The organism is Paenibacillus sp. FSL M8-0212, from assembly GCF_038004645.1.
Lineage (GTDB): Bacteria > Bacillota > Bacilli > Paenibacillales > Paenibacillaceae > Paenibacillus.
This window is the reverse complement of the sequence record NZ_JBBORP010000001.1, coordinates 2,571,955-2,598,709: the sequence shown is the minus strand read 5'-3', so window position 1 is coordinate 2,598,709 and position 26,755 is coordinate 2,571,955. Positions and strand designations below refer to the sequence as shown.

Below are 26,755 nucleotides of genomic sequence, written 5' to 3'. Positions count from 1 at the left end.
TTTGCCGACCCCCAATGTCAGCAAAGGCTTTTCATTTTAGATTGTGTTTATTGATCAATCAAGTTTGTTACTTTCAACATTCTTGCAATCAATGCAGTGACCTCAGCACGGGTCATCGTTGCCTTCGGACTCAGAACTTCTGGCCCGTTACCTTGGATGATCCCCGCTGCAATCAACTGGGCTACATCTTCCTTCGCCCAATTCGATACATTCGCTGCATCACTGTAACGTTCCAGTTCAGAGTTCATCTGATCCGGGCTGATTACCGCTTCCGGTTCGATCAGACGATACGCACGAGCAACCATTGCAAATCCCTGCTCGCGTGTAATTTCCTGATTACCGTAGAAGTTGCCATTATCGTAACCGCGAACGATACCGAATTCATTCGCAAGGGCTACCGCAGAGCGGAACCATGCCGAATCGTTAACATCAGGGAATAAATTCTGTGGTGCATCCTGACGCATTAAGCCCAGTCCAAGTACAACAATCTCGGCAAACTCAGAGCGGGTAACCTGACGGTTAGGTGAGAACGTATTATCTCCGTTACCTTTCAGATCTAATCTCGCAGCGATGTTGTTCACATCGATTTTACCCCAATGAGATCTGGCATCTTCAAAGTCCTGTGGATTCCAGATGACCGAGTAACTTCCGCTGCTACGCAAGTCATTAATGAGTGCATAGTAACGACTATCGATCTTGGTAACAACCGTTGGCACATGGAAGATGCTGCCGTCCGAGTTAATGATCACGCCTGTTGTAATCCGGTTCGGGTCGATGCCTTCCGGAAGCGCGATGTATTTCGGCGCGTATCCGTTCAGTTGCCCGGATCGAACCGTTTGTCCATCTTTCGAGAAGGTGAGATCCAGATCGACCGGATTCACTAACAGCTCGTACCCTTCGATTGCAGCCTTGCTTTTGGCACTGTTGATCAAAATGTCCGATGAGCGGGCAATGTCGACTCGTACAGCAACATCTTTCATTGCTACATTGCCTAGCTGTTTGGAGACACCATTCAGGTCCATTTTACCGCCAGGTACCGGATAGATCGCCAGCGGATTGCTAATGTTCAGTCTGGAACCTTGATCTACTAATTGTTTCAGTGTTTCGAGGGTTAAACCGTCCACCTTCATATTCCCATCATTCGGTGAATGAATGGCGAACTGCTGTCCTGTGCCTTGTGACATGGCAACATTCAGCTTGGCTGGATCAACTTGAACCAACGTTTCTTTGTTGTCAGATGGTTTGGATGTAGCAAATGGTTGATGGCTACCATCCCGAGTTGTTTCCAAATTATCCTTCACGGGTGCCGGAGTTGGCGCAGGTGTAGGTGCTGGTGTGCTTCCACCGTTACCTCCTGTATTTCCACCACCGCCATTGTTGCCTCCACTGTTGTTACCATTGTCACTGGATGCTCTGTTTACGTTAATTTTATATTCTGTAACATGGCCAAGTGAATCTGTTACTCTAACAACGATCTTATTTCCACCCACTTGGACAGGTAGATTTTCACTTACACTACCACTTGTAACCTCATTCCATTCTCCATCTCCAACAGCTATTTCAATCATCGCAAGTGGATCAAGTGCTGTTGGCGTTAACTGGAATTCATATACGCTATTCGGCACTGAGATGGTGTACGTATCTTTAGCCGGATCAAAGGCCGGAGACAAGCTTCCTGTAGACGGGATCAACGTTTGTAGTGTTGATGTGTCAGTACCAGGCTTTTTAGTAAGACCTTCCCGGGCATTCACCAAATCCTGATACGCTTTTTCCACTTGTTCCAGTGTTGCATTTTCGTCGTCGAACACAGATTGAGCAACTTCTAACGCATTTTGCAGCGTTTGCCATGATTCTGGCGTGTACTCCTCTTTGTCCAGTTCTCCTGTTTCAGTCTTACCGTTAATCTCATCAATTTTGGCTTTCAACTTCGCCTTATCGATACCAACAACATAACTTTTCGTATTTGATGCTTCTGAATCTGCATATGCTGGATTGTTCGTCTTCGCTGTTACTGTCACCGTGTAGGCTCCAGCTTCCAGTGACGGTTCCAATTGCGAAAGGTTAAGTACCGTTCCAGGCACCTCCACTGTCCGTTTCGTGCCGTCTTCCAGTTCGATTGTTACTTCATATTTATCTGCATGCTCAACTGCTTCCCATTTCAACTCATCATCGATGAGTGTGATGTCTGGCGCCGTCAAAGGAGCGGCGGCAGTTGCAATGGTAAAGTACGAGTTCGGACCAAAATTTGAGGTATTAAGGGTTACTTGGCCGTTCTCAATTAAATGTAATGAGTTTGGATTACCAAATTGAGTATCATCGCTGATCACAACATATTGAGGCAACGCCGGGTTACCTTCCGTTCCGTCTACCTGAAGTGTAATCTGTGATTCAGCCCAGTTTGCTTTCTGTACCTTGTAGATACGCTCCATCCCAAGCAGTTTTTTCTCATCTTTCGTAATCGGTGTTTTGAATTCAGTACTTGCTCCATTGTCACCAAACGTAAAGAAAGAAGAATTGTTTGAGAATTCATTTTCATTTGCAGAATTTGTATCCTCGACACTGTTGCCTAATGCGATCGTTATCGTGGATCCCACTTCCTGCGCCTTCGCTTGTTTCTGCAGCAAGCCGCTCTGATCATCTCGACCGATGCTTGTAACGCGATGGGTATAGACTGCGTTCTCATTTGAATCCCAGATCGTAGCCATGTTTGAATCGACATACGAATTGGCTGTCGTCTGATCCAGCGTATACCCGTATTTTATCGCCAGATATGTGCTGACTTTTTGGCGTTCTTCGTCCGTAAGAGTATGATCATATACGATAATTTCTTCAATCGTACCCTGCCAATGTTCAACACTCGCAGTTGCTGGAATAAGCTTACCGACTACTGCTCCACCAGAGTTGCCGGTATCCCAGGACTTGGGAACATCCTGTCCATATCCACCTGCACCCAGTTCCTGCACTATCTTCATTTTGCTGTACAATCTAGCTTGGTTTATACTAGTGTCCCCGCCTGTCCAAGTAACAAATTGCTCGTTCGGGAACGTTGTTCCCAGGAACCCGTCAGGAGTGTATAATGTCTGGTTCCTGTCACTGTTAAATGTGGTCAAGCCGGCTCTTGTGCCATTTTGAAGCATCCCTATACCCGTATAACCACTCGTCTGGACTCCCCAGGAAATGATATACTTGATGCCTTCAGTTCTATTGGTTTTACTAATGGTAATGATCGATCTGGGGCTCTTCCCTTGAGGAAGCTTACTTACATCCAGATTCATAAAACTACTCGTTCCGTTATATTCCAATACCGGATTGAAGTTAATATTATGGTCCTTATCATCCCAATACGTCGGTTGATTAGCGGCCACATTTTGTGTTGCGTTATTTACTTTACTGCCTTGATCTTCCCAGGTACTCACCTTTTGGCCGCTGGTAACTTCCATGCCCATATCTGATCGTAGCCATAGTGTAGGGGTACCAACTCCACCTGGACCAGCTGTGCCTCCAACTGACTTATCTACTACAGTGATATCCCTGCGTACGGGTTCAGCAGAGATCCCGTTATTCGTTGCTGTAACCCTCAATGTATATTCTCCAGGAGGCAACATAGAGGAAGGCGTGAATTCCCATGTCCCGTCTGGATTGACTGTAGCTTCCCCGACTATGTTTTTAGCTGGGTCGGATTTGTTTACCATTGTAATGGTTACCACGGCCCCAGCTGTAACTGAACCTTTCAAAGTAGGCTTGGTACCCACAGTAGAAAGATCCAGGGGAGTATCCAGTTCCAGATTGACTGGCATTCGGTATGTCAAAATAACCTTGTTAGCTTGATTATCATATGCAACCGCTGCCGTCGTATTAATATCTGATACAAAGAATGTCTGGTCTTCTTGCACTGCTTGATATGGGGCTCTACCTATAGCAATATCGACAACCGGATTCGTATCTTCATCGGGCATAATCTTGGCATATACTCCAACCTTCGATCCCAATTGCATAGGACTAACTAGCGTCAGATAAGCACTACCAGTAGCTGTCGTATTCTTCAGATATACATTACGCTGATCCCCATCGGCATTGAAATTATCGTATACATAGGCTGTGCCACCAAAATCGAATCGAGCTTGACTCGCAGTCCCGCGCATGAATACAGCAACATTTCCTATTGTTTCGCCTTCACTCAGTTCAGTTCCGAACAGTTTGTTTCCCGTTATCTTGCCTCCTGTCATCCTGAAGTTAGGACTTTGATATAGTCCCACCCCAACGATGACTCCATTTCCTCCTGAAATTTCATTATCTGTAATCAAACCATCCTGAATGACCAAGGAACCTCCTGAACCAGCACTTAGTATCGAAGGAGGGTTATCTTTTACATTTCCTGAAACCTTGTTGCCATGAATCATGGTGCCCTCTTGTATGACAACCAATGAATTACCTCCGCTAGTGGATATAACGGTTGCAGGCTGACTAGCGCTCGCTTTTACGATGTGATTTCTAATTTCAGCCTCTTTAAAATTCACTGTACCGCCCATATTACTAATCCCATATATCTGGCCGTTTGTACTTACATCATTGCCATCTATAATGATCTTCTCAAAAGTTACACTATTCGATCTGCTCCCACCACTGATCTGGACCAAGTCGCCAGCAACGAAATTCTCACCACGTACAATGGAGGATGTTTGCCCCTCTGCAGAGGTTATCGTAATATTCTTCCCAGCAGAAGAGATAACCAAGGTGGACTCCTGGATGATGTTACTTTGCAGGATTATAGTTCCTGTAGCATCGACCATTTCAAGTGCCTTTTCTATTGTTGCCACTGGCGCTTCTGCCATACCAGTGCCAACGATATCATTTCCCGTCGATGATACGTAGATATTTCCATCAGCTGCGCTTGCTACAGGAGCAAACAGCGACGATATTGATGACAATAGAACCGCAAAAGCCAAAAATGATATTTTCATTGCCTTAAATACTTTCAAATTAACTTAACCTCCTATGTGATTCGAATGTTTTGGTCATTTACTGGGACAAGCATTAACGCAAAAACTCTACTTCTTCTAAGCCCCAGTTGCTATCTGACACTCATCTTGCTTATTCTACACATAGCCCCTTACCAAACTCTTACCAAACCTTTCGCTAACAAATACAACAAAAAAACAGCCCTGCAAATGAAGCTGCAAGGCTGTTTTTTTAAATCAAATATTCGAATTTTTCCATTGCTGGTACCACAATTCCACTTCCAAGCCAGGACGTATGCCCGCCTCTTGTTCTAATGCAGTAACCAACTGATTATATTGAGCGATCACAGGATCTTTATTGCCTAATCGATCATAAGTCTTCATTAACGCCAGTCCAACTTGCTCCAATGATGGCTCGAATTGCTGTACCCGGTGATATAACGTGAGTGCTTCCGTGTTCTGTCCCAGTTCAATGTAATATTGTGCAAGTTGCATGGCATGGTTACGCCAAAGGGCATGCAGGCGCTGACGTTCCAGCTCAGCCCATACGTAATCGTCCTCACCGTAATATTTACCTTCATATTGATCTGAGGTCTGCCGATGTTCAGCTATTGAAGACGAAGATAATAGAGACAATCGATTAAGACGACTCTCCCATTCTTCCGCGTCAATCCTGAATTCACCCGTTTCCAATAGATAACCAAACTGCTGATAACGAATGACCATCTTGTCCTCGCCCATGAATTCGTTCATCATGCTGCGTAAGCGATGGATGCCACTGTGCAGATTGGATATACCTCTCCGCTCATCCAACTCTGGCCACAACAGTTCAAGTAGCGTATCCCGCTTAATCGGTTTGTTCCGATGGTGGAGCAAATAGGCGAATAACTCTCTAATTTTGGTTGTTCTGAACTTCATATGTTTTGGCGGCTCGTTCGGGTGCAGTTGGACCTGGAGCATCCCCAGACAACGGATCAACATGGATGGCCCTTCTGCTATATTCAGACTTGCTGACACCGTTCGGCGTTGATACATCTTCATCGTTTTTTCCAAACGGTCACGCGTTACAGGCTTCATAATATAGTCCAGCACTTCAAGCCCATAGGCCGTCAGTGCATGTTCGTTATATGCGGTTGTGAAAATAACTTCTGTTCCAGGAGAAACCTCATGGATACGTTCGGTCGCCTCAATCCCGTTCATCCCCGGCATTTGAACGTCCATGAAGACGATTTCCGGCAGATGAAGTTCGATCTGATCTATGGCTTCCTGTGCCGTCAGAAAAGAGCCGATAACTTCGCAATCCTCTCTCTCTTGCAACAGTTTGTTCAACCTGCTCAGAGCGAGATATTCATCATCTACCAAAATCACTCTCATATGCACAACTCCTCTGGCTCACTGATCATCCTTTAATCTATAATTTTACCATAAATCCTGATGTGGTACCGCTATCATTTAAATATAGAATCTATGTTCCGGTATTCAAAAAAATGTTCATCTTTGGCAGGAGGGCATGCAGGAATTTGAAGTAAACTGTCGAAAACTAAAGTCTGCCATGAAACCAATAACCTATAAAAAGATACCCCGATATGTAGTGCTGTCGATTCTATTTCTAACTATTCTACTTGGCTTTCGCTGGATATGGTCCGAGACTTTCACTATACCCGCACATCCTGAACCCATTGAAGGCGTGTTGGACCTTCGAGGCTGGGACCTCGCCAACACTTCACCCATATCCCTGGACGGAGAATGGGAGTTTTATCCCCAAGCGTTAATCTCTAATCGTGACGCGAAAATAGCGGATAACCTATCCACACGGATTCAAGTTCCCGGTGACTGGCGTAATGCATTACCACAATCCTCATCGTCGTTCGGATACGGAACGTACCGTCTTCGTATACTTTTAGATCCATCTGTGGAGGAAGTCTCTCTCTGGGGCCAGAAAATCCAGACATCATCGATCATCGAGATGAACGGGACCATTGTTGCCGAATTCGGCCAACCTGCCACTCATGCCGAAGCCTATCGACCAGAAAGGACTGCATTTACGACTTCCTATGTGCTTGAGGGTTCTACCGAACTCAATCTTTTGGTGCAGACAGCCAATTTTGACGATCCTTATAGCGGAGGGATCACGCGCTCTCTCTATTTTGGTTCTCCAGAAGCCATTGGAAGTGAACGAGGACTATCCATCGACTTGCAAAAGATTACATTCGCCATACTGCTTTTGCACAGCCTATACGCTTTTGTCATGTTTCTGTTTATCCGAAAGGAACGAGCTCTGCTGACGTTCTCGATGCTAACACTGGTAGCTGCTCTAACGGTCGCTTCCGATCATGACAATCTGTTATTGAGTTGGATTCCACTCAACTTCACTTGGATCGTTAAGGCCAAAGCGTTGTCCTATCCATTGTTCGCATTCTTTCTTTTACAGATGGCTAGAAGCTTCTCCTATAGTCTACAAGGGCGTAAACTGTTCCGTATCTATGCCAGCGTGCTTGGCGTTTACTGTTTATTTTTGCTCGTCGCACCAGTGACTCTGATCTATCATGTACTTGAGATTGGGCTCTCTGATTTCCTTTATCTGTTTGCCATCGGCTGGTCTGTCTACCTATTCTTCCGAATGGCAGCCGAGAAACGAAGCGACGCAAGCTTTTTGCTCTTTGCGGCTACTAGTAGCCTATCAAGCGTGTTATGGGGAATTGTGAACTCACATAGCGAAATTACCAACGTGTATTATCCGATCGATGTGATTGCGGCCATGTTTGGCTTCTCCGCCTATTGGTTCAGAAAATACTTCCGCAATTCAAGTGAGATCGAGAAGTTGTACGAACAGCTCAAAGAAGAGGATCGCCAGAAGGATCAGTTTCTTGTGAATACGGCTCATGAGTTGCGTACACCGCTGCACGGGATCATCAATATCGCCGAGAGCATCGCGGTCCGTGAACGGCGTAAATCAGGTGGGCAGCAGGCAGAAGACATGAAACTGTTAGTTACCATCGGCCGACGCATGTCCCAACTGGTTGATGACCTCCTGGATGTCATTCGTTTGAAGGAAAAACGCATTACGCTCCAGAAGAAGCCTTTATCTCTTGCATCTGTCATTCCAGGCGTGATCGGTATGTTCCGATTCATGGCAGAGGGCAAGCCCATCCTTATGCAGGTGGATATTCCAGAATCACTGCCGTTGATTCAGGCCGATGAGAGAAGACTTGTTCAGGTGCTCTACAACCTGTTGCATAATGCACTGAAATTTACCGATGAGGGTACCATTACCGTGTCCGTTCGTGAACATGGAGAGTACGTCTTGATTCAAGTTTCAGATACAGGTGTTGGTATAAGTGAGGAGATACAACAGCGAATATTCGAGGCGTATGAACAGGGAACCCAAGAGGCTCGTTTAAGCGGAGGAATCGGCCTCGGTCTCAATATTAGCAGGCAGCTCACCGAACTCCATGGCGGTCAGCTCAGCGTGCAATCCTTACCTGGGCAAGGATCCACCTTCCAAATCTCGCTTCCACGGTCCGATACCGCATCGCTATTGGATCAGACTGAGCAGAAATGGGAAGCTCACAGCTTCGATGAAATTGCGATTGCAGAGCCACAGCAGCAGACCATCTCTCAAGATAAGACTGCTGCAAGAATTCTTGCCGTCGATGATGATCCTGTAAACCTGCGAGTACTGATCTCCATGCTTGCGAATGAACCATACCACATTCAACCTGCAGCCTCGGCGCTTGAAGCACTTGAATTGCTGGATAAGGAGCCTTGGGACTTACTGATTGCCGATGTCATGATGCCTCATATGTCCGGTTATGAACTGACCGAGAACGTACGCAAGCGTTATTCGGTATCCGAGCTTCCCATCCTGTTGCTGACGGCTCGTAACGAACCAGCTGATGTGTACGCCGGATTCATGGCCGGTGCAACGGACTATGTCACCAAGCCCGTGGATGCCGTTGAATTAAGGCATCGCATCGGGTCTCTGATCGTACTGAAACAATCCATTGATGAGCGACTACGCATGGAGGCTGCTTACTTACAAGCACAGATTCAGCCCCATTTTCTTTTTAATACGCTCAATTCAATCATGGTTCTTAGTGAGATGGACACGGAGCGAATGCAGAAACTGGGCGATGCTTTTATCGAGTATCTTCAGACCAGCTTTCATTTTGTCAATTCGGAGAAAATGGTTGAGGTCACTCATGAGTTGGATCTCTCCCGCGCCTATCTCTACATTGAGAAAGAACGATTCATGCATCGGTTGAATGTCATCTGGGATATTCCCGATGATCTTGATCTATCCCTGCCGCCACTCACCATTCAACCGCTCATTGAGAATGCTGTTCGACATGGTATTCTCAGCAAAGTTGAGGGTGGAACCGTGCATATCCGAATCATCAACCAAACCAACGGTACCTTGATCGAAATCGAGGATGACGGTGTTGGGATGCAGCCCGAGCAGATCGAACGGGCACTGGCGTGGCCCAAGAAAGGTTCCGGCGGAACGGGAGGTATTGGATTAACCAATACACATCGCCGGTTAACCCAGATGTACGGACAAGGTTTGACCATCGTCAGCTCGCCGGGTCAAGGCACGAAAGTTTCCTTTGTCATCCCTTTGGACCGCAGCACAAGATTCTGAGCGATAAGATCGCTCTATGACTCTACAGCGGCATATTGTACGATCCGTATCCAGATGCTTAGGTGTAAGGTCTAGAGGAACGCGATGGTAGCGGACATGTTCATGTTCAATTCCAAATTCAAGCTCACGATCAAGTTCTGATATACGAAATAAACCTAAAAAAGAGAGCTAGGCACGGGTGTCGCCCCGGCTTAGCTCTCTTCTTTGGCTTGATTATTATCTAACACGATAAGCTAATGGTTATACGTGCATGACATGTTTTTCATCCGATAACCCCAGCGCCTTGGCTGTTGAAGAATGAACCTCTTTGAGAAGATCCAGGTTCTCCACAAGTGATATGCCATAAGAAGGAATCATTTCCTTGATCTTTGGCTCCCATGCCTCCATATGCTGCGGGAAGCACCGCTGAAGAATCTCAAGCATGACCTGAACCGCGGTGGATGCACCTGGTGATGCACCTAACAAAGCCGCAATTGTTCCATCTGCAGACGTGACCACTTCCGTACCAAATTGGAGCGTTCCTTTGCCACCCTGGACAGTATCCTTGATGACCTGCACACGCTGCCCCGCCAGAACCATATCCCAATCCTCGCTCTTCGCACCCGGAACAAAGTCACGCAATTCTGCCATACGTTGTTCTTTGGATAACATCAGTTGTTGGATCAAGTACTTGGTCAAAGAGATTTCTTTGACACCTGCTGCGAGCATCGTAAGCAGATTATGCATCTTAACAGACGTGATTAAGTCGGCATTGGAACCCGTCTTCAGGAACTTCGGCGAGAACCCGGCAAACGGCCCGAACAGCAGTGATTTTTTATTGTCGATAAAACGGGTATCCAAATGTGGAACCGACATCGGCGGAGCTCCTACCGAAGCCTTGCCATATACTTTGGCATGATGCTGTTCCACGACTTTTGGATTTTTGCACACCATAAAGATGCCACTGACCGGGAATCCGCCGATATGTTTACCTTCCGGAATGCCCGTCTTCTGGAGCAAATGTAGACTTCCACCGCCCGCGCCAATGAAGACAAATTTTGCCTTATGGCGTTCGACTGCACCACTCTTCAGGTTTTTCACGGTTAATTCCCATTGTCCATCGCTGGTACGTTTCATATTCTTCACGCTATGTTCGTAGTGGATACCCACGTGTTGTTCCTTCAAATGTTGGATCAGCATACGCGTTAAAGCACCAAAGTTAACGTCCGTACCGGAGTCAATTTTGGTCGCTGCAACAGGTTCATTACTGGTACGATCTTTCATCATCAGCGGCATCCATTTCGCCAGCTCTTTCTTGTCATCCGAGAATTCCATGCCTGCGAACAGCGGGTGATTCGACAAGGAGTCATAGCGTCTTTTCAGAAACTGGACATTACTCTCTCCGTGCACATAACTCAAATGAGGAATCGGCATAATGAAATCCCGCGGATTACGAATCAGACGGCTATTAACGAGATAGGACCAAAATTGCTTTGAGATCTGAAATTGTTCATTCACTTTAATCGCTTTGCTAATATCCACGGTTCCGTCTGGTCGTTCAACGGTATAGTTAAGTTCGCACAATGCAGCATGCCCGGTTCCGGCATTATTCCATTCGTTGGAGCTTTCCTCTCCTGCAGTGGCTAGCTTTTCGAAAACCTTAATATTCCAGTCTGGTGCCAATTCTTTTAGCAAAGTTCCCAAAGTTGCACTCATAATTCCGGCACCAATCAAGATAACATCTGTACTCGTTTGTCCCTGGCTCATGTCTACCGTCCTTATATCCTATATTTGCCAAAAGGATGTAAGCGTTATCGATTTGGCATTTGCAGCAAGCCCATTCTTGAACGGGGTTGCACCTTCTCTGAATGATTATAACCTTGATCTAGTGTATCAATAATATAGAGCAATTTAAATATGCAATTTCAAGATATTTGCTATTCCATCAGTATACGCTAGTTTACATCGGAACGTTAGCCCGGTTATAGGCCTGAAAGATATATTTGTTCAAAACAAAGAAAGGAGCCCGGTTTTAGGGGAACTTGGGTGATCAAATGGATGCACTAAAAGCCGCTTTCGAATCTCTTCGTAAGGCGGCTTCATATATAAATTAACAATTACCACCCCCGGCGTCTCCGGGAGTACTCAGAAAATTGAAATCAGTTCCTTCGTATACGGATGGCGTTCTTCAGCGAACAACGCATCTGCGCCAAAGCGGTCAACGATCTGACCTTCGCGCATAACGATGATGCGCTGGCTCGTGCGATGTACCGCGGCCAAGTCATGCGAGATGAACACGTATGAAAGACCAAGTGATGTGCGGAGATCCGTAAGTAATTGCAGAACTGCACCTTGCGAGATCACGTCCAGGCTGGCTGTCGGTTCATCCAGAACGACAACGTCCGGCTCAATGCCAATGGCACGTGCAATCGTGACGCGCTGACGCTGTCCACCACTTAGCTCATGGGGGTATCGTCCAGCCAAATCGCTTGGAAGCTCGACCGCTTCAAGCAGCTTTTGGACGTATGCCTCCTTCGATGTGTAGGTAAAGTGGGACAGCTCAGCGTTCCGTCCAAGTTGTTCGTACGGGTCGATTAGCGAATCGGCAATCTTGAGTTTTGGATTCAGTGCAGCCATGGGGTTCTGGAAAACAATCTGAATCTTCCGGAGATGAGGTCGCAACCGTCGGCCGCTCAGCTGCGCGATATCCTGTCCGCCCAGTGTAATCGAGCCCTTATCTGCATCTTCAATCCGTAGCAGACAGCGGGCGAGCGTACTCTTGCCGCACCCACTCTCACCAACCAGGCCAAGGCACTCGCCGCGGTTCAGGGTGAAGGAAATATCGTTCACCGCCGGTCGGTCTGCACCTGCATACGTTCGGCTCAGATGTTCCACGTGAAGCACGGGGTTGCCGGAGAGGCTGGACGATGAAGCAGTCTTTGCAGCAGCGGTATCTAAATCAGCATCTATACCTCTATCCGTAGTATCTGTATCCGCAGGATCTATGACTGCATTGTCTATGTCTACATGGTTTACGTCGTTAGCAAAATCGTGGCTTCGCACACCAGATTCTTCTTCGGACTGCACGAGTCCACGACGTTCATCATTTGCAGTTGTCTTCATTCGGTTCCTGCCTCCTTCAATCCCGACTTCAGCGATCGGCTCAGGACGGGAGCCGCATCAATCAACTGGCGCGTATATTCATGCTGGGGATGGTCAAGTATGCGATGCTTCCCACCAGATTCGACGATCTGCCCTTCCTTCATGACAGCCAAACGGTTGGCATAGCGGCGTACATGGCGCCAGTCGTGTGTTATAAACAGAATGGCACATCCCGTCTCCGCTTGTTTGCGTGCCAGCAGTTCCAACACGCGATGCCCAGACACACTGTCCAGTGCCGTCGTTGCCTCGTCTGCGATTAACAAACGAGGAGACAGCATCAGCGATGTGGCAATCGAGGCCCGCTGAAGCTGCCCACCGCTCAACTGGAAAGGATAGCGGCGCAGCAATTCAGCACCAAGGCCAACCGATTCCAGCGCTTCCTCCGCTCGTTTCTTGCGGATGGCAGAAGACTTTTCCCCATGAACCTTCTGGTATTCATCAAAGTGCCCACCAATGCTGCGAAATGGCGTAAATGCTCCCTGATAGTCTTGAAAAATATACGAGATGAGGCTTCCCCGCAGGGCGCGCATCTCCTTTGGTTTCCGTTCGAGCAGGTTGCTGCCTTCGAACATGACTCGTCCCGACGCATGCAGGTTGGGCGGCAGCAGACGACCAATCGCTTGCGAGAGCAAGCTTTTGCCGCTACCGCTCTGTCCAACGAGTGCCATGAATTCACCTTCGCGAACAGCCAGAGAGACTTGATCTACAATCGTACGATCCCGACTGGAGATGCTCAGTTCCTCAATGGAGAGAATCATGGCTGCACCTCCTTCTTCACGTCAAACCGGTCTCGCAGATAGTCGCCCAGCATGTTGGCAAGCAATACTACAGAGACAATGGCGAGACCAGGGTAGATCATCAGCTCTGGCCGAGATTGGAAGTAAGGCCGGGAATCATTCAACATCGCCCCCCATTCAGGTGTTGGCGGCTGTGCGCCAAGGCCGATGTAGGACAATGATGAGATGAGTAGAATGATTTTGCCCAGATCAAGACTGGCTAACACGAGCACATGGCCTGCGATATGCGGAAGTAGATGCTTTCTCATAATGCGACCATCCGAAAGTCCGTTGGTCCGGGCGATGCGAATGTAATCCTTTTGGGACTCCGATAAAACCGTACTCCGAACAAGACGGGCATAGCTAACCCACTTTACAATTACAATCGCCAATACCAGATTGCCGATTCCCGCGCCGAGCAAGCCACTGAGCACAATTGCGACGATTGTATCAGGGAAAGCGAGAAAAGCATCAGCAATCCGCATGAACAGCTTATCGACCCAGCCACGTTTGTAACCCGCGATCAGTCCAAACGGAATACCGATAAGCAATGCAGCACCGAGTGCCAGCAAGCTATAACCCAGTGTTTGGCCGCCGCCAAGCAGCAGACGTGTCAGTACATCGCGGCCCAGGTGGTCGGTGCCGAACGGATGGAGAGCACTTGCGCCCTGCAATCGTCCGCGCAGATCGGTTAAGGTATGATCATGCTTCAAGTATAAAAAGGCATATAAGGAGGCCGCGATGACCAGCAGGGCAAACAGCAGACCAATGATCGCCTGCCAGCTATGTTTTTTAGATTTTGTCGTTGAAATGGGCAGGGGCATGGTTTTCATCGGTGGGCCTCCTTTTCCTTAAGTTTCATTTCAGGATTCAAATAACGATAAGATAGATCCACCGCCGTATTCACGAGGAATACCACGATAGCCATGATCAGGATGTAACCCTGGATCAGTGGATAATCACGCTGGCGGATGGCGTCGACGACAAGCTTGCCAATACCCGGATAAGCGAACAACACTTCAATCACGACAACTCCGCCAATCAGGCTGCCGAGACTGACGCCAAATACCGTAATGACAGGCGGAAGACTATGCCGAAACGCGTGTAGCATGAAGATCCGACCTTCGGATAACCCTCTTGCCCGGGCGGACCGAACGAACTCCTGGCTAAGAGAATCTAGCAGGCTGGAACGCAAAAGACGCACATAAACGCTGGAGATAGCAAGTCCCAGCGTCAGAGATGGCAGAATAAGTGAGGTGAATCCATCCCGGCCCATGGTCGGCAGATTGCCAAAGCGTACGCCGAACATGTCGATCAGGATCAGACCCAGCCAGAAGCTCGGCACCGCCGCACCCACAATGGAGAGTATGCGGCTGCCGCGGTCAATCCAACTACCACGATGGAGCGCTGATAGCGAGCCGAGCGGGATCGCTATGACGAGCATGACCAGTAGAGCGCCAATCGTCAGTTCAGCCGTAGCTGGCAGCGCACGCATTAAGGTCTGCATAACGGGCTGACCTGTCGAATAGGATACGCCGAAGTCGAGCCGAACGAAATCAAGCAACCAGTTGCCAAACTGGACAGGAAGCGAATCGTTGAAGCCCATTTCCTCGCGTACAGCTTCGACCTGCTCCTGACTAACGGATAGTTCGTCCACGTTCAGGATCGTCAGCACCGGATCACCAGGAGCCAGACGAATGAACAGGAAGCTCACAAACATAATGAACAACAAAAAGATAAATACCTCAAGGAACTTCCGAAGCAAAATGCGAAACATTACATCACATCCAGCTTATTGGTAATCATGTAATATTCACTGCGAGTGGTAACCCAGTTCTTGATCTTCTTGCCGTTATAGGCAACGATTGTACCTGGATGCAGCACGAATGAGTTCAGCACGTTGTCATGCACGTAGTTGGCTGCCTTCTCAGCAAGCTCTGCGCGCTTCTCCGGTGCAACTGTGAGATTCAGTTCGTCGATGATCTTGGTCAACTCCGGATCTTCCGATCCGCTGAAGTTAAGAGCACCCTTCGGATGGTACGTTGCATTCAGGTAATAGCCTGCATCCCCACGAGGAGCTGTCAAATTACTGTACGTTGCAATATCCCAGTCACGGTTGGATGCCATATAATCTTCCGGCGTGTCAATCTGGCGAATCTGCACGTCGATACCAATTTTCTTCGCATCAGATTGGAACACTTGAGCAATCAGTGGCAGATCAGCACGGGCTGAATATGTCAGCAGCGTCAGCTGCAATGGTTTGCCATCCTTGGTCATCACGCCGTTTTGCTGCGTGTACCCTGCTTCGCCAAGATATTTTACAGCGACATCAGCTCCGGATTCCGTTGCTGTATCCGTATAGGTTGGCGCGAAGGGCAGCGATGGCAGGAACGGTCCGATAGCAGCTTCACCGTAGCCGAGCAGGATCGTGTCCACGATACCCTGACGGTCAATCAGCGCGTCCAGCGCACGACGAACATTGAGGTCCTTCATACTCTCCCGCTGCATGTTCATCGTTAGCTGATGCACGCGGAATGTCGATGTGGACTCAACGGTCATGCCGTCCATCGCTTTGAGCGATTCGAGGCTCTCGACTTCTGGACGGTATACGATATCAACCTGCCCAGATTTGAGCGCTAGTGTGCGGGCATTGGCATCTTCATTGAATGAGAACGTGATGGAATCCAGAGGCGATGCTCCATCCCAGTATTCATCATAGCGATCCAGTTCCAGTTTGCTACCTGGGGTAAAAGAAGTCAGCTTGAACGGGCCCGTACCAATAGGCTTGTTCACAATGTCCGGCTCACTCACGTCGATAATCGCCGTGTTGGGGTTCACCAGTTCCGAAGCGAACTCCGGGAACGGCTGAGTTGTGGTGATCTCCAGCTTGTCGCCTTCGGCTTCAATCGTATCGATCTTCAGCGCGTTCTGGATGGCTACATTCTCTTCCAGTGCCCGCTCAAGGGATGCCTTAACGGATTCACCTGTCATAGGCTTGCCGTTCTGGAAGGTCACATCATCTCGCAGGTCGATCGTCCAATGCTGCCCGTCTTCGCTCTCCCAGCTCTCGGCGAGCCATGGAGCAACCGTCAAGTTCTCTTCATCGAGACGAACCAGCGTTTCCGTAATGCCCGCGCGCAGCGGCACATAGCTAGAATCCACATGTGGATCTAGCGAACTCGTGGAGAAGTTATATAGGAAGTGAACATTTTTATTATCGGTGGATGGCTGCGCAGCGGGACTGGACTCAGATGATCCGCAGGCGCTCAACAGTCCAGCGCTCAAGGCCAAGGAGAACAGCGCTAGCAGTGGCGTCTTTTTATTCAAGGTAATGCCCCTCTCTCTTAATCGTAATCATTATGATCTAAACAATGAGTATTATCATATCGTAATGATTACGTTTTGACAAGAGTTATATTGGTGTTAGAACGAGAAAAAATCCGACTCTCGGATGAGAGCGGATTCTTCATGTTTTTTGTTACATATGAGGGCTTTATTAGTGGGCATTTCACTTTGCGATCCGGGATTGTTTACAGGTAGAACCATGCAAGATTCCTCGAAGAGTTACAACCCAGTTTCGTAGACTTCCAGCATATGTGACCAGTAACCTCGATGTACTTTAAGGATTAAACAAAATAGAGTTTATGCGGAACATTTCAAATGCAAAATTCGTTTAGGGACTAAAGAGGGGGAGTACGATGAGAAGATATTCACTTATCGCCTTAATGTTTGCTACAGTTATGGTCCTGATTCTTAGCGGCTGCCAAAGTTCTAATCAGCCCGATCAAGTCGGAGTAAGTAAAGTACCGAAGGAGTTACACACCTTCTATCCTGGCGATATTACACAGGTTGATTCTATTGAAGTGATGAGTGGCAGTGATGGTACTAAAAAAGTAACTACAGATCAAGTACTGATTCAGGAATGGATTGAAAAGGTTCGCGATTTAGAAATTATAATTGATCCAGACCAAGAAGGTGCAGCAGGGGTTTTGTTCCATGTCACGATGTTTGAGCAGGGAAAAGAAGTGTTGTACATGACACCTACCGATATGAATCATCAGCGAATGCAGCCACAGTTGGAATTGGCTGACCGAATGTCGGAACTTTATGATGCCATAGAATAAGAGTGTCATATAGCCTGTATTCAGAATGATTACATGCTGAAAAGTTTGATATAAATTTATCCTTCGTAATCAACATTTTTAGCAAAGTAGGTTCTCTATGAGGTCAGTCGCTTTACATCGGTTAACTTTTCCTGAAGTAGTTGAATACTCGTACTCTGCAGTATGTCAGGGTTCAATTCAGTAACAAAATCCAGAAACTTATGCGCATTTTTCATAATTTCATCTGTAAAGGAAGCCACACTTACATTAACATCATTCCAAGTTGAGTATCTAAATTCCTCAAGTCGTTCAGTAATAAATAAGTCCAGAATAACTTCCCGATCAACATCTTCTACTAAACTAACTTGTAGTTCCACTCCCTGCTGTTTAAACTCCAGCCACAAATTAGCGCTATCAGGAATTCGATAAGCAACATATTGATGTATTCTAATCTTCTGGACTATAGTCAGTAAGTCCACAAACCATCTAATCAGTCTTTCATTACCAAATGGACAATCGTCAAAGAACATACCGTACTTACTTCCGTTAAAGTCCAATTCAATAATTCCCTCGATATCTTGTTTCGTTAGATCAAACTGCTTTGCAGACATTTGTTTAATTTCATCAAAGTTATCGATAGCCTTGAAAGATAAAGTGAACATAATCAGGGCACTCCCCGCTCTGTAGTCGCTACTAACCTCAGAATATATACAGAATTGTAGTTTCACTAATAAATGCGCTAGGTAATATATCAAGTAAATTTTCAATTCTACCCGTCATATAATCTAACCCACTTCCGTTTAAATGTTCCTTTGCCCACTCACTTAATCGTTTTAACTCAACTACAGCAGCTTCTAATTGGTGAAAATATATTTTAGATCCATCCCGAATCAGGGCTATTCCTAATTCATGTATTGCTGCCTCCCAGTACTCATCGTAAAATTCCTGAGTAGCAATATTCTCACTGAGTGTAAGTTCACAATTCCGATCTTCTATATCCCCGTTATATCTATATAGACCTACTGACAATAGTATCCCCCCCAGTTTGATCCACATGATCCTATTAGATGTCGCTAATATCTTGTACTGAAATATTTAAATGTCTCCAATAATTAAGAGGATAAGCTGAACTACCTACAACCATTTCGCCTTGTCTTATGGTGAAACTCCCACCTCGTTCAAAGAATTTTATCATCGGTTCGTAGAGGTCTATGTATTGAATTGCCTCATCCACTCCTTGATCTGCTAATTCGGAGACTTCTAAATAACCGTAGCAAATTACCTTTACATAAGGATTTCCTAGTGTGTCCAGCTTTGAACAAGCTCGATATACCTCTTCATCTATAGCTTTTCCAAGAATTTTAGCAAAACTAAGTAGGGGATATTGATTTATTGAAGTATGCATCTCGTTTAATAATTGATTAACGCGTCTAAGGTATTCTTTAATCAAAACATGAGAAGAAGATTCTAGTGAGCTATCTTCTGTGTCCTCAAATGAAATAGACGATAAACGTTCAATAGCTTTGGTTAGTAGCTGCCCCATGTGTTGCTCTCCTCTCGATTAACTATTAAACCTATTTAGAGTTACGTACACGGTAACGACTAAATAACGCAGCCCTGGCAACTGCGTTATCGTTTTAAAGTATGTTCTTTAATCTCAATCAGTCGTATTCAATATACACGCTGCAACCGTTTGCTTTTCCTAGTTCTAAAAATGTTGATATCTGATGTGCTACTTCTGGGAGAGTAGGAACAATATTTTTAACATTCTCTATTTGCTCACCAGTTACTTTACTCACATTGAAGGACTTAAATAAATGAATAGCTGAATCAAGGTCCTGTATTTCCCATGGACTCTCCTCATACCAACCTTCATGGGCATAGTATTCTTGTAGAATACCATTGTCAGTAGACTCATACTGGCACATAAGATCCAATAATGTATCAAAGTATCCATTCCACATCTTTAGAACATTCTTTTGGGTAGGGTTCTCAAATAAAATTAATATCTCCGGTTGCCCCTCGTACCCCACATAAAAAACGTCATTAACTTTTACTTCTTTCACAGTTCATCAACTCTCCAACGCTTATAAAGAGCATTACCCTCGCTCTACCAGAATCAACTTAGGTACTCGCTTATAATACTCATCTTCCTCTTCAAACGAGATCATATCTACACCTTCAGGAATCTTGGTCCGGGAGATATGAATCCCATGAATACAAGAATAGCACCATATATCTAAAAACCCTATTCTTGACCGTATATCCCCGACATACTGAAAGTGTATATTGGAATGTCCACAATTTGGGCAGTTTAGTTCATATTTATTTTCTTCCTTACCTACTAACCTCAGCCATTTACTATGTTGTGTTTTAGCCATTAAATTACCTCGTAGTATATGACTTACTATCAATTTCTTCCAAACTTTAAAGAACATTCTCCCTAAGAAACCGGTTTAATAAAAAATGTACTCTGACCGATTCTATACATCATCCCGTTCGAATTGTGAAGATCTCCTTTTGAAAGTGAGCTCCCAGCTTCTTAAATCAATCCTGCCATGTCCTTCTCAATAAAGTTCCCATCAAGTAAATCATAAGGCCAATCATAGATATCAGGGTTCTCTCTGCAATGCGAGTTAATGACAAGTTGACCGTCAGACCGCAGAAAGATCACGCCAGATTCGCTATCTGTCAATGCAATATCCTCATCTAATTTGTCTGTTAGAGTAATAATCGCTTGGAATATGACTTGTAATCCTTCTTCGGGTGAGCGTGAGAAAACGGAAATATTGATACAATAATTAATATTTAAATTCAACTCTTCTCTCGTAAAACTCACTAATTCATCATCGTCTTGTACGATAAATGAGAAGTTAGGATTGGTTATCGTGTAATAATCGTCCCTCGATTTCATATGAGTCTCCTGAGAAAAATCTTTTAGAGAACTCAACAATAATTCAGCTAATTTTTTCGTGTCTTTTTTATAAAATAGGTACAATGCTAATTCCATACTATTCCCTCCGGGAACCATATAAAAAAGTAGACGGAATCTAGGTTACAATTCTTCAAATCATATTAGGATCTTTATAGCACCAATCAGAGTCATAAGGCTTTGAATATATCTTTTGTATGTCTTCCCAAGTGTAGACCCAATCGTAATCAGACACCCAAAAATAGTCGGATCTATTAAGATTCAGGTATTCATAAACAAAACGAAGAATGACCCCTTCTGCTCCAAACACCTCTTCTATTGTACCTACTCGAATGAGTTCGTGATCCGGATCCAAATCAAGATCTTCATAGTCACTGAATATTACACTCTTATTTTCCTTCGCCTTCACATACATAATGAATTGATGATTATTCTCGTCGCTGTTGTAGGAATGAGCCAGTATGTTCAACGTTGTAGAAGAGAATTTTCCATTTTCAAGATTTTTATGATTATCAAAAATAATCCGGTTGTCAGAGTTAAACGCTGCAATCATAGTGTCAGATAAAAACTTCTCTGGCGTATACTTTTCACGCTCCGTTAAGAAAAATGCAGTGGTTCCCATTTTATTTTATTACCTCCTTTAATTTGTCCAACGAATTGACGACGGTAACGCCATAAGACTTAATATCTTTCAACATGCTCTCATGTTCATCTCTTAGATTATTCAAGGGTTTATCGATATATAGGACAACCTTTTTGTTTTCAGGATTGAAAAAATCAGGATGATCGCGCTGAGTCATTTTCAAAAATTGCTCAGAGTCTACAGCTTTAATGGAAGCCTTCACTTCAATTATCACATCTTTTGTAACAACATCTAAATCTCCGGCAGCTTGACCATCCTTTTTTAATACTTTTAGTCCAAATCCAACAATTTCTGTTTCGTCTCTTACAAAATTTGCAACCTTTGCTTCGGTTGCTTTACCAATGTTGGAGCTACCCAGAAAGTTATCAACATCCCGATTAATATTCTTTGGATGTTGATCTACCCATGTGAGCTCAGCCCCGGCAAGGTTAGTGTACGTTGTTTTACTCTTTTCCTTAACTAAAGTTCCATTATTTTTAATCTTTTCTGCATTCCCAAGAGTAACAGTCTGCGCCTTACCATTCTTCGCCTTAGCAGCCTCAATATGTTGCTTAATCTTCGCCACAGCAGGATTAGAAGAAGGCAATCGAAACGGCCCTTTACCACCTGGCATACTCCCACGAACTATCTGAATCGCCATAAATATCTGACTAAACTTCAGAGAGGTCACCATCATCTGAGCATACTTATCGGATACAGGCTCTCCCGTCGTAGGATGAATCCCCATCTCAAACGCCTTGATCTGTAACGCAAAAATATCTTCCCCAGGCGGTTCAACGTTCACAGCTTGCATGCGATTAAAGTCCACATTTCCCTGATCCCTCTGATAAGCCTGAAGAGCAGCCTGATCAGCAACACCATTCTCGTTGACAGGCATCCATACCAATTTACCAAACATATTGATTTGCGCCATCCGATAGCCCTTATCACCCGAACCTGAATCACCTGTTGATTTGGTCATCATAGCTACGGCGCCCACTGCTCCAAATGCACCACCCAGACTTCCCTTCTGAGCATCTGCATCTTGGAAACGCGTGGCGATATCCTTCAATTCCTTGGATGTATTCACCATACTCTCCAGCGCTTTATCCAGTATAGGTCGTGACTGCTCGAACTCATAGTAAAATCGCTCCTGCGTCGCGCCCATCCACATCATCTGAACGAACATGATCTGTCTCGTCAGATCACTTCGTATACTCTCCAACTGTTGTCTGGCTTGATCCACCTGATTTGATACGTGATGTAGTTGTTCAGGGGTAACTTTGATTGTACTCATACGTTTCTCCGCTCATTTGAAATAGGATTATCCTATGTTAGCAGAAGTGTAATATGTAAACTATCCGGCTAACATCCTGATTTCACCATGATAAAAACACAAGCTGTGCTTCTCATCGGTGCTATGGTCCTATATGCATATACCCACTTCAAGGCATATCCTACCAGTTTCAGTAAATACCTTTCCTACTTCATTTCCTCCAACATCGCCCGATACCGCCCAATCTGCTCCGCTGTCGCCTCTTCGCGCAATGATTCCAACAATGCCGTGCACCTTATAAAATACCGATCTATTCCTAGCTTATCCGCTAACCTGATTGCCTGCAAAATGAACTCCACGGCCTCCTGTGGTCTTCCCATCCACTGTTCATACAAAGCCCGCTGATAACAATAATGGTACACATCATCGTTGTTTGAAGAATTCATTTCTCCGCCATCGCCCTGTATCTGATCCTCGAACACATGTAAAACCCGATCAATCTGCCACCTATGCCGCACTGCTGCTTCCGTAATCACTTTCAGACCTGCCAACCATTCCTCCGGATGCTCAAGCAAAAAGTTCACAAGCTCCTCCAGCAGTTGCACCTGCCCGGCTTCAATCTCAAGAGCATACCGATTCACCTGTGCCTTATGCCTGAACTCCTGTACCACCTGCATACCTATCTCATCCAGATCCTCCATCCATTCCAGTTCTGCATATTGATCGATACATGCTCGCGCCTGATCTACCTGTCCCATCTTCTGGTGAGCCATCCCCCGCATTAAGTGACTGCAACCGTAATAGTAGACCAGCGGACGCTCGGTATGTATATGTGGTGCGGGCACTCCCTTTGACTGATACTCCTGCCGCTCTTCATGGATGGACTGCACACATTGATATAACATGTCCGCCCTCTCCATCACCTTGTTCCAATTTTCAAAAGCCACAGCCATCTCCAACATTTCAACAATGATGTCCGGTTTGAGTGATTTTAGGATAGATTTTCGCAAGGATGATTCCTCCTTAATTATCCATTTTCTTATAATTGTATAGATAAACCAAAAGAAGATCAATATAAATTGTACTTATAAGTACTTTTATTTAACGATACAGTTTGCACATATTAGTCTGTAAGGATTCTATAACCTCTTCTAACCTTAAGTGGAGGTGATCAAATGAGTTTACCAGAGGACGTAGGAAACCGAATACGTGAGTTAAGAAAGGCAAAAGGCTGGACTCAGGAACAACTGGCGGAAGCAGCAGGTCTTCATTACAGCTATATTGGTGGAGTTGAACGAGGAGATCGGAATATTTCATTGGAGACGTTAGAGAAAATAATATTAGCCTTAAACGTTCCATCTAATGAACTTTTCCAATTTTCTGAATCTAATGACCGAAGGAAAATCATAGACGAACTAATGTTACTAATAAACTCAAGAGAAACTTCAGAGTTGAAAAGCCTCACTACTATAACTAAAAATATTATTAATTTGATTGAACTAAAACCAAAAAATGAAGATGCTATCTAATCTATACTTAGATAGCATCTTCATTTTTTGGTATCTTCATCAAATTCAATCATCATAAATTTGAATTATTAAATCGGTATAGTAAATTTATTTTGATTTCTTTACGGAGACCCGATTGTTAATATGTTCGAAAAAAAAGATAGACGACCTATCTCCCTTTAAGCCCAGAGAAAAGTCGCCATTAAACATTAAACTCTTTTTCAATTAAAGACTTTATTCTTAAGTTTATATGCTAGTCTACAATCAATTTATTATCATTTTAGTTAATTTATACAGTCTCAATTCTACTACTAAACATTTCGAAATTAATCTTTACACCAGGTGTCACCCAAAGAATTTTCAAAATGGAGGCTGTTTTTTCTTTGAAATCCTTAATCGAACTATTTATAACATCTTTAGTTTTTACACCATTTTGAACAGCTGGTAATAATGAACTTACAAAAGGAAGAGCTGTTTCTAACGGGTGTTCCCATAGTGATACAGCTTCTTCAAATGTCATGTTGATAGTAAACTTTAAATCAAAGAAATCTCTAAGTGGTTTATTTAATATATTATCCATACTACTGGCTATAGCAGCAAGCAAAACCCAAGTAGACCCTCTTATAGATAAATACTCATAAATATCTTTATCTGTTGTACTGAGATTGTTTTTAGTTAATTTTAAGTTCTCTTTCTTCTTCTCAATTGCTTGATAAAGAGAATACACAAATAACATGTGTCTAGCAGTCGTTTTTTCAGAGAATATACTTGAATAAAGTGCATTATTCTCCCATATCTCTTTTTTTCTGTTGTATGCAGTGTTAGGATCTTGGTGAAATGCAGAAAGACATTGGGCAACTAAATCATGAGGGATCAAATTTGAGTATCGTTTTATCTTATCGTCGCTTCCCCCTCTTCTTCCCCCTAGATACACAACACTACGAATTTCATTAAACTGTCGTCTGAGATTATCTTGAATTTCATCAGTACTCCTAAAGTCCGAAGAGGCCACAACATTTTGTTTATTATTAAATTCAATTATATCTCTAAGGATTTTTGGATCATCGCATTTTATAAACCTTACAGAAACTAATGCATCCTCTCTCGGGCTATTAAGAACTGATCCTATTGCACCTGTTGTTTGGGCTCCATTTACAATTGACATTCCTGTTACTTTAATATTTTCAGATGAAATCTCTGATATTTTATTAACAAGAATTGTAAGCCCATTATTGTAAATCAAAAAATTCGAAGGTGAGCTTTCAACCGTCCTTTTAATACCGTTATTAATGTTATTTTTTTTGTTTAAACTCCCTAAATAACCTCTTATGTTAGAGGAGAACAGATCATCTTTATGCTCTTTGTAACTATCATATAAAAAAGTTAGTGGAATTGCAGTCATGTAGCTTGTCCAGTTATCGCCTATTGTTTGATAGCCCCCATTGGGAGTCCTAATTTCGAAATCCTCATTTACTAAGATGGGTACAGAAGAAGATTTGTACCATCTGTTTAATGTCTCCTTCCCTACTTCTAATGCAATTACGTTAATATCTTTTGTACTATCAGTGTAAGACTTTAAAGAGCTCATTAACGAAAGCTTTACTGCGTTCATTTCATTTGATACATTCTTTGATTCTGGTAAATTGTGAACATACCAAATTTGTATAGTATGTATTTTTTTGTTGACAATGGCTTGCCTTAATTGTTTTGAAGCAGCCCTTATGTCCAAAGGTAAGTTGTCTGTATCTTCATTAAATAGCCATGTTATTGCTGTATTTAAATCGCTTGCTTTACTAGCGGGTGCAGATTGTCTTTCTTTTTGAGAATAATATCCTTGTGCGATAATAGCTAAGCCTTCTTCTTCATCAATGTAAACAAGATCGCATTTTTTATCATCATTCCCATCAGTCAAAGCATCAGATGCAACACTTTGGATATCCTCTAACTGTAGACGTAATTCTAGAGAATAGAGTAAAAGTGCATTATCTTTGTACTTACTAATTAAATCTTGCCTGTTCAAGAAGTTATCCATGAATACCATTTATTCAACACTCTCCCACAATATCTCGAATAAGCCACTATGATACTTTTCATTCTTTTCACCTAGATTCTCTCACATAAAGATCAAAAATAAAATCACTGATCTAATCAGATGCAATATTAAGTATAAAATCCCTACTATTTATAGCTATTAGTTGCAATTTGCTGCCCATACTTAAAAAAATTCAAAAAAGGAGATATGGTGTCCACTTATTTCCTATCTTATTTAACTATATACGTACCTTGAAGAAACTTCCAACTTCTTATATTCTTATATCTAGGAAGAGTTAGGGAGGTTATAGCTTTGGATTTAGCAACTGTAAAGAAATTACTTGAAGAAATATTAAATAGCATAACTAACCCTAACGGTAGTGTTGCCATAGAAAATTTCGCTAGTCTTAGAGATGTTGACGCAAAGGTAAGAGAAGTAAAAATGTTACTACAGGAATTACCCGGTAACTACAGTATTCTAAACGAATTGGAAAATGACAATGATTTCACCAAAAATAGTAGAAGAGTTAGGCTCGAGGCATTATCCAATTAATGCCGTACAGCACTCCGTTTTCTAGATACTGGAGTCATTAAAAAAAAGAAGATAATTGTAAGAGCTCCCGACCTAACAAAACTTACATCATATCTGCCTAATCTTGATGACATCATTCAAGATAGATGGTTAGAAGCCCAAAAATGCCAGCATGCTCATGCTTTTTTAGCATCGGTTATTATGATGGGTAGCATTTTGGAGGCACTTCTCTTA

Annotated in this window: 21 protein-coding genes; 4 read left to right on the top strand and 17 right to left on the bottom strand. The window is 44.1% G+C overall.

The window, feature by feature from the left end:
• Positions 1–47: 47 nt before the first annotated feature.
• Positions 48–4,979 (bottom strand): S-layer homology domain-containing protein, encoded by a 4,932-nt coding sequence (locus MKX68_RS11580; RefSeq protein WP_340911630.1) that lies wholly within the window; start codon positions 4,977–4,979, stop codon positions 48–50.
• A 216-nt stretch (positions 4,980–5,195) separates the two neighbouring features.
• A complete protein-coding gene (locus MKX68_RS11575) occupies positions 5,196–6,332 on the bottom strand; it encodes a response regulator (protein ID WP_340911628.1) in 1,137 nt (378 codons plus the stop codon).
• 178 nt (positions 6,333–6,510) lie between these two features.
• Here MKX68_RS11575 and MKX68_RS11570 point away from each other — a divergent pair, with 178 nt between their 5' ends.
• Entirely contained in the window at positions 6,511–9,600 is a 3,090-nt protein-coding gene (locus MKX68_RS11570; RefSeq protein ID WP_340911626.1) for a hybrid sensor histidine kinase/response regulator, read from the top strand.
• A 240-nt stretch (positions 9,601–9,840) separates the two neighbouring features.
• Here the strand turns inward: MKX68_RS11570 and MKX68_RS11565 are convergent, their stop codons facing one another.
• From MKX68_RS11565 to nikA, 6 genes are all read right to left on the bottom strand, one after another.
• The gene (locus MKX68_RS11565; protein WP_340911623.1) at positions 9,841–11,346 is read right to left on the bottom strand and encodes a malate:quinone oxidoreductase; all 1,506 of its coding nucleotides are present in this window, start codon (positions 11,344–11,346) and stop codon (positions 9,841–9,843) included.
• 378 nt (positions 11,347–11,724) lie between these two features.
• The gene (locus MKX68_RS11560; RefSeq protein ID WP_340911620.1) at positions 11,725–12,702 is read right to left on the bottom strand and encodes an ABC transporter ATP-binding protein; all 978 of its coding nucleotides are present in this window, start codon (positions 12,700–12,702) and stop codon (positions 11,725–11,727) included.
• On the bottom strand, positions 12,699–13,499 hold the full coding sequence (locus MKX68_RS11555; protein ID WP_340911618.1) for an ABC transporter ATP-binding protein: 801 nt from the start codon (positions 13,497–13,499) through the stop codon (positions 12,699–12,701). Before MKX68_RS11555 ends, MKX68_RS11560 begins: the two co-directional genes overlap by 4 nt.
• Positions 13,496–14,350 (bottom strand): nickel transporter permease, encoded by an 855-nt coding sequence (nikC, locus tag MKX68_RS11550; protein ID WP_340911614.1) that lies wholly within the window; start codon positions 14,348–14,350, stop codon positions 13,496–13,498. Before nikC ends, MKX68_RS11555 begins: the two co-directional genes overlap by 4 nt.
• On the bottom strand, positions 14,347–15,294 hold the full coding sequence (gene nikB / locus MKX68_RS11545) for a nickel ABC transporter permease (RefSeq protein WP_017691506.1): 948 nt from the start codon (positions 15,292–15,294) through the stop codon (positions 14,347–14,349). Before nikB ends, nikC begins: the two co-directional genes overlap by 4 nt.
• Positions 15,294–16,844: a nickel ABC transporter substrate-binding protein gene (gene nikA, locus MKX68_RS11540; protein ID WP_340911610.1), complete on the bottom strand. Its 1,551-nt coding sequence runs from the start codon at positions 16,842–16,844 to the stop codon at positions 15,294–15,296. The genes nikB and nikA overlap by 1 nt, the downstream gene beginning before the upstream one ends.
• A gap of 371 nt (positions 16,845–17,215) precedes the next feature.
• Between nikA and MKX68_RS11535 the strand changes: the two genes are divergently transcribed.
• A complete protein-coding gene (locus MKX68_RS11535; RefSeq protein ID WP_340911608.1) occupies positions 17,216–17,641 on the top strand; it encodes a hypothetical protein in 426 nt (141 codons plus the stop codon).
• Positions 17,642–17,736: 95 nt separating this feature from the next.
• Here MKX68_RS11535 and MKX68_RS11530 read toward each other — a convergent pair whose 3' ends face one another.
• The 8 genes from MKX68_RS11530 to MKX68_RS11495 form a co-directional block, all read right to left on the bottom strand.
• Positions 17,737–18,282, bottom strand: a complete 546-nt coding sequence (locus MKX68_RS11530) for a hypothetical protein (protein WP_340911605.1) — start codon at positions 18,280–18,282, stop codon at positions 17,737–17,739.
• Positions 18,283–18,319: 37 nt separating this feature from the next.
• Entirely contained in the window at positions 18,320–18,649 is a 330-nt protein-coding gene (locus tag MKX68_RS11525; RefSeq protein WP_340911602.1) for a hypothetical protein, read from the bottom strand.
• Between the two features lie 34 nt (positions 18,650–18,683).
• On the bottom strand, positions 18,684–19,163 hold the full coding sequence (locus MKX68_RS11520) for a hypothetical protein (protein ID WP_339787613.1): 480 nt from the start codon (positions 19,161–19,163) through the stop codon (positions 18,684–18,686).
• Between the two features lie 118 nt (positions 19,164–19,281).
• Positions 19,282–19,686 carry a hypothetical protein gene (locus tag MKX68_RS11515; RefSeq protein WP_340911599.1) on the bottom strand — a complete coding sequence of 135 codons (405 nt, stop codon included), beginning with the start codon at positions 19,684–19,686 and terminating at the stop codon, positions 19,282–19,284.
• A 476-nt stretch (positions 19,687–20,162) separates the two neighbouring features.
• Positions 20,163–20,630 (bottom strand): hypothetical protein, encoded by a 468-nt coding sequence (locus MKX68_RS11510; RefSeq protein ID WP_340911596.1) that lies wholly within the window; start codon positions 20,628–20,630, stop codon positions 20,163–20,165.
• A 55-nt stretch (positions 20,631–20,685) separates the two neighbouring features.
• Positions 20,686–21,174: a hypothetical protein gene (locus MKX68_RS11505; protein ID WP_340911594.1), complete on the bottom strand. Its 489-nt coding sequence runs from the start codon at positions 21,172–21,174 to the stop codon at positions 20,686–20,688.
• A gap of 1 nt (position 21,175) precedes the next feature.
• Entirely contained in the window at positions 21,176–22,471 is a 1,296-nt protein-coding gene (locus MKX68_RS11500) for a WXG100 family type VII secretion target (RefSeq protein WP_340911591.1), read from the bottom strand.
• Positions 22,472–22,656: 185 nt separating this feature from the next.
• A complete protein-coding gene (locus MKX68_RS11495) occupies positions 22,657–23,460 on the bottom strand; it encodes a DNA-binding protein (protein WP_340911589.1) in 804 nt (267 codons plus the stop codon).
• Between the two features lie 165 nt (positions 23,461–23,625).
• Here MKX68_RS11495 and MKX68_RS11490 point away from each other — a divergent pair, with 165 nt between their 5' ends.
• The gene (locus tag MKX68_RS11490; protein WP_340911587.1) at positions 23,626–23,979 is read left to right on the top strand and encodes a helix-turn-helix domain-containing protein; all 354 of its coding nucleotides are present in this window, start codon (positions 23,626–23,628) and stop codon (positions 23,977–23,979) included.
• Between the two features lie 268 nt (positions 23,980–24,247).
• On the opposite strand, the gene MKX68_RS11485 is transcribed toward MKX68_RS11490, so the two are convergent.
• Positions 24,248–25,990, bottom strand: a complete 1,743-nt coding sequence (locus MKX68_RS11485) for an AIPR family protein (RefSeq protein ID WP_340911585.1) — start codon at positions 25,988–25,990, stop codon at positions 24,248–24,250.
• A 312-nt stretch (positions 25,991–26,302) separates the two neighbouring features.
• Here MKX68_RS11485 and MKX68_RS11480 point away from each other — a divergent pair, with 312 nt between their 5' ends.
• Complete coding sequence (locus tag MKX68_RS11480) at positions 26,303–26,542, top strand: hypothetical protein (protein ID WP_340911583.1); 240 nt, start codon at positions 26,303–26,305, stop codon at positions 26,540–26,542.
• Positions 26,543–26,755: the final 213 nt, after the last annotated feature.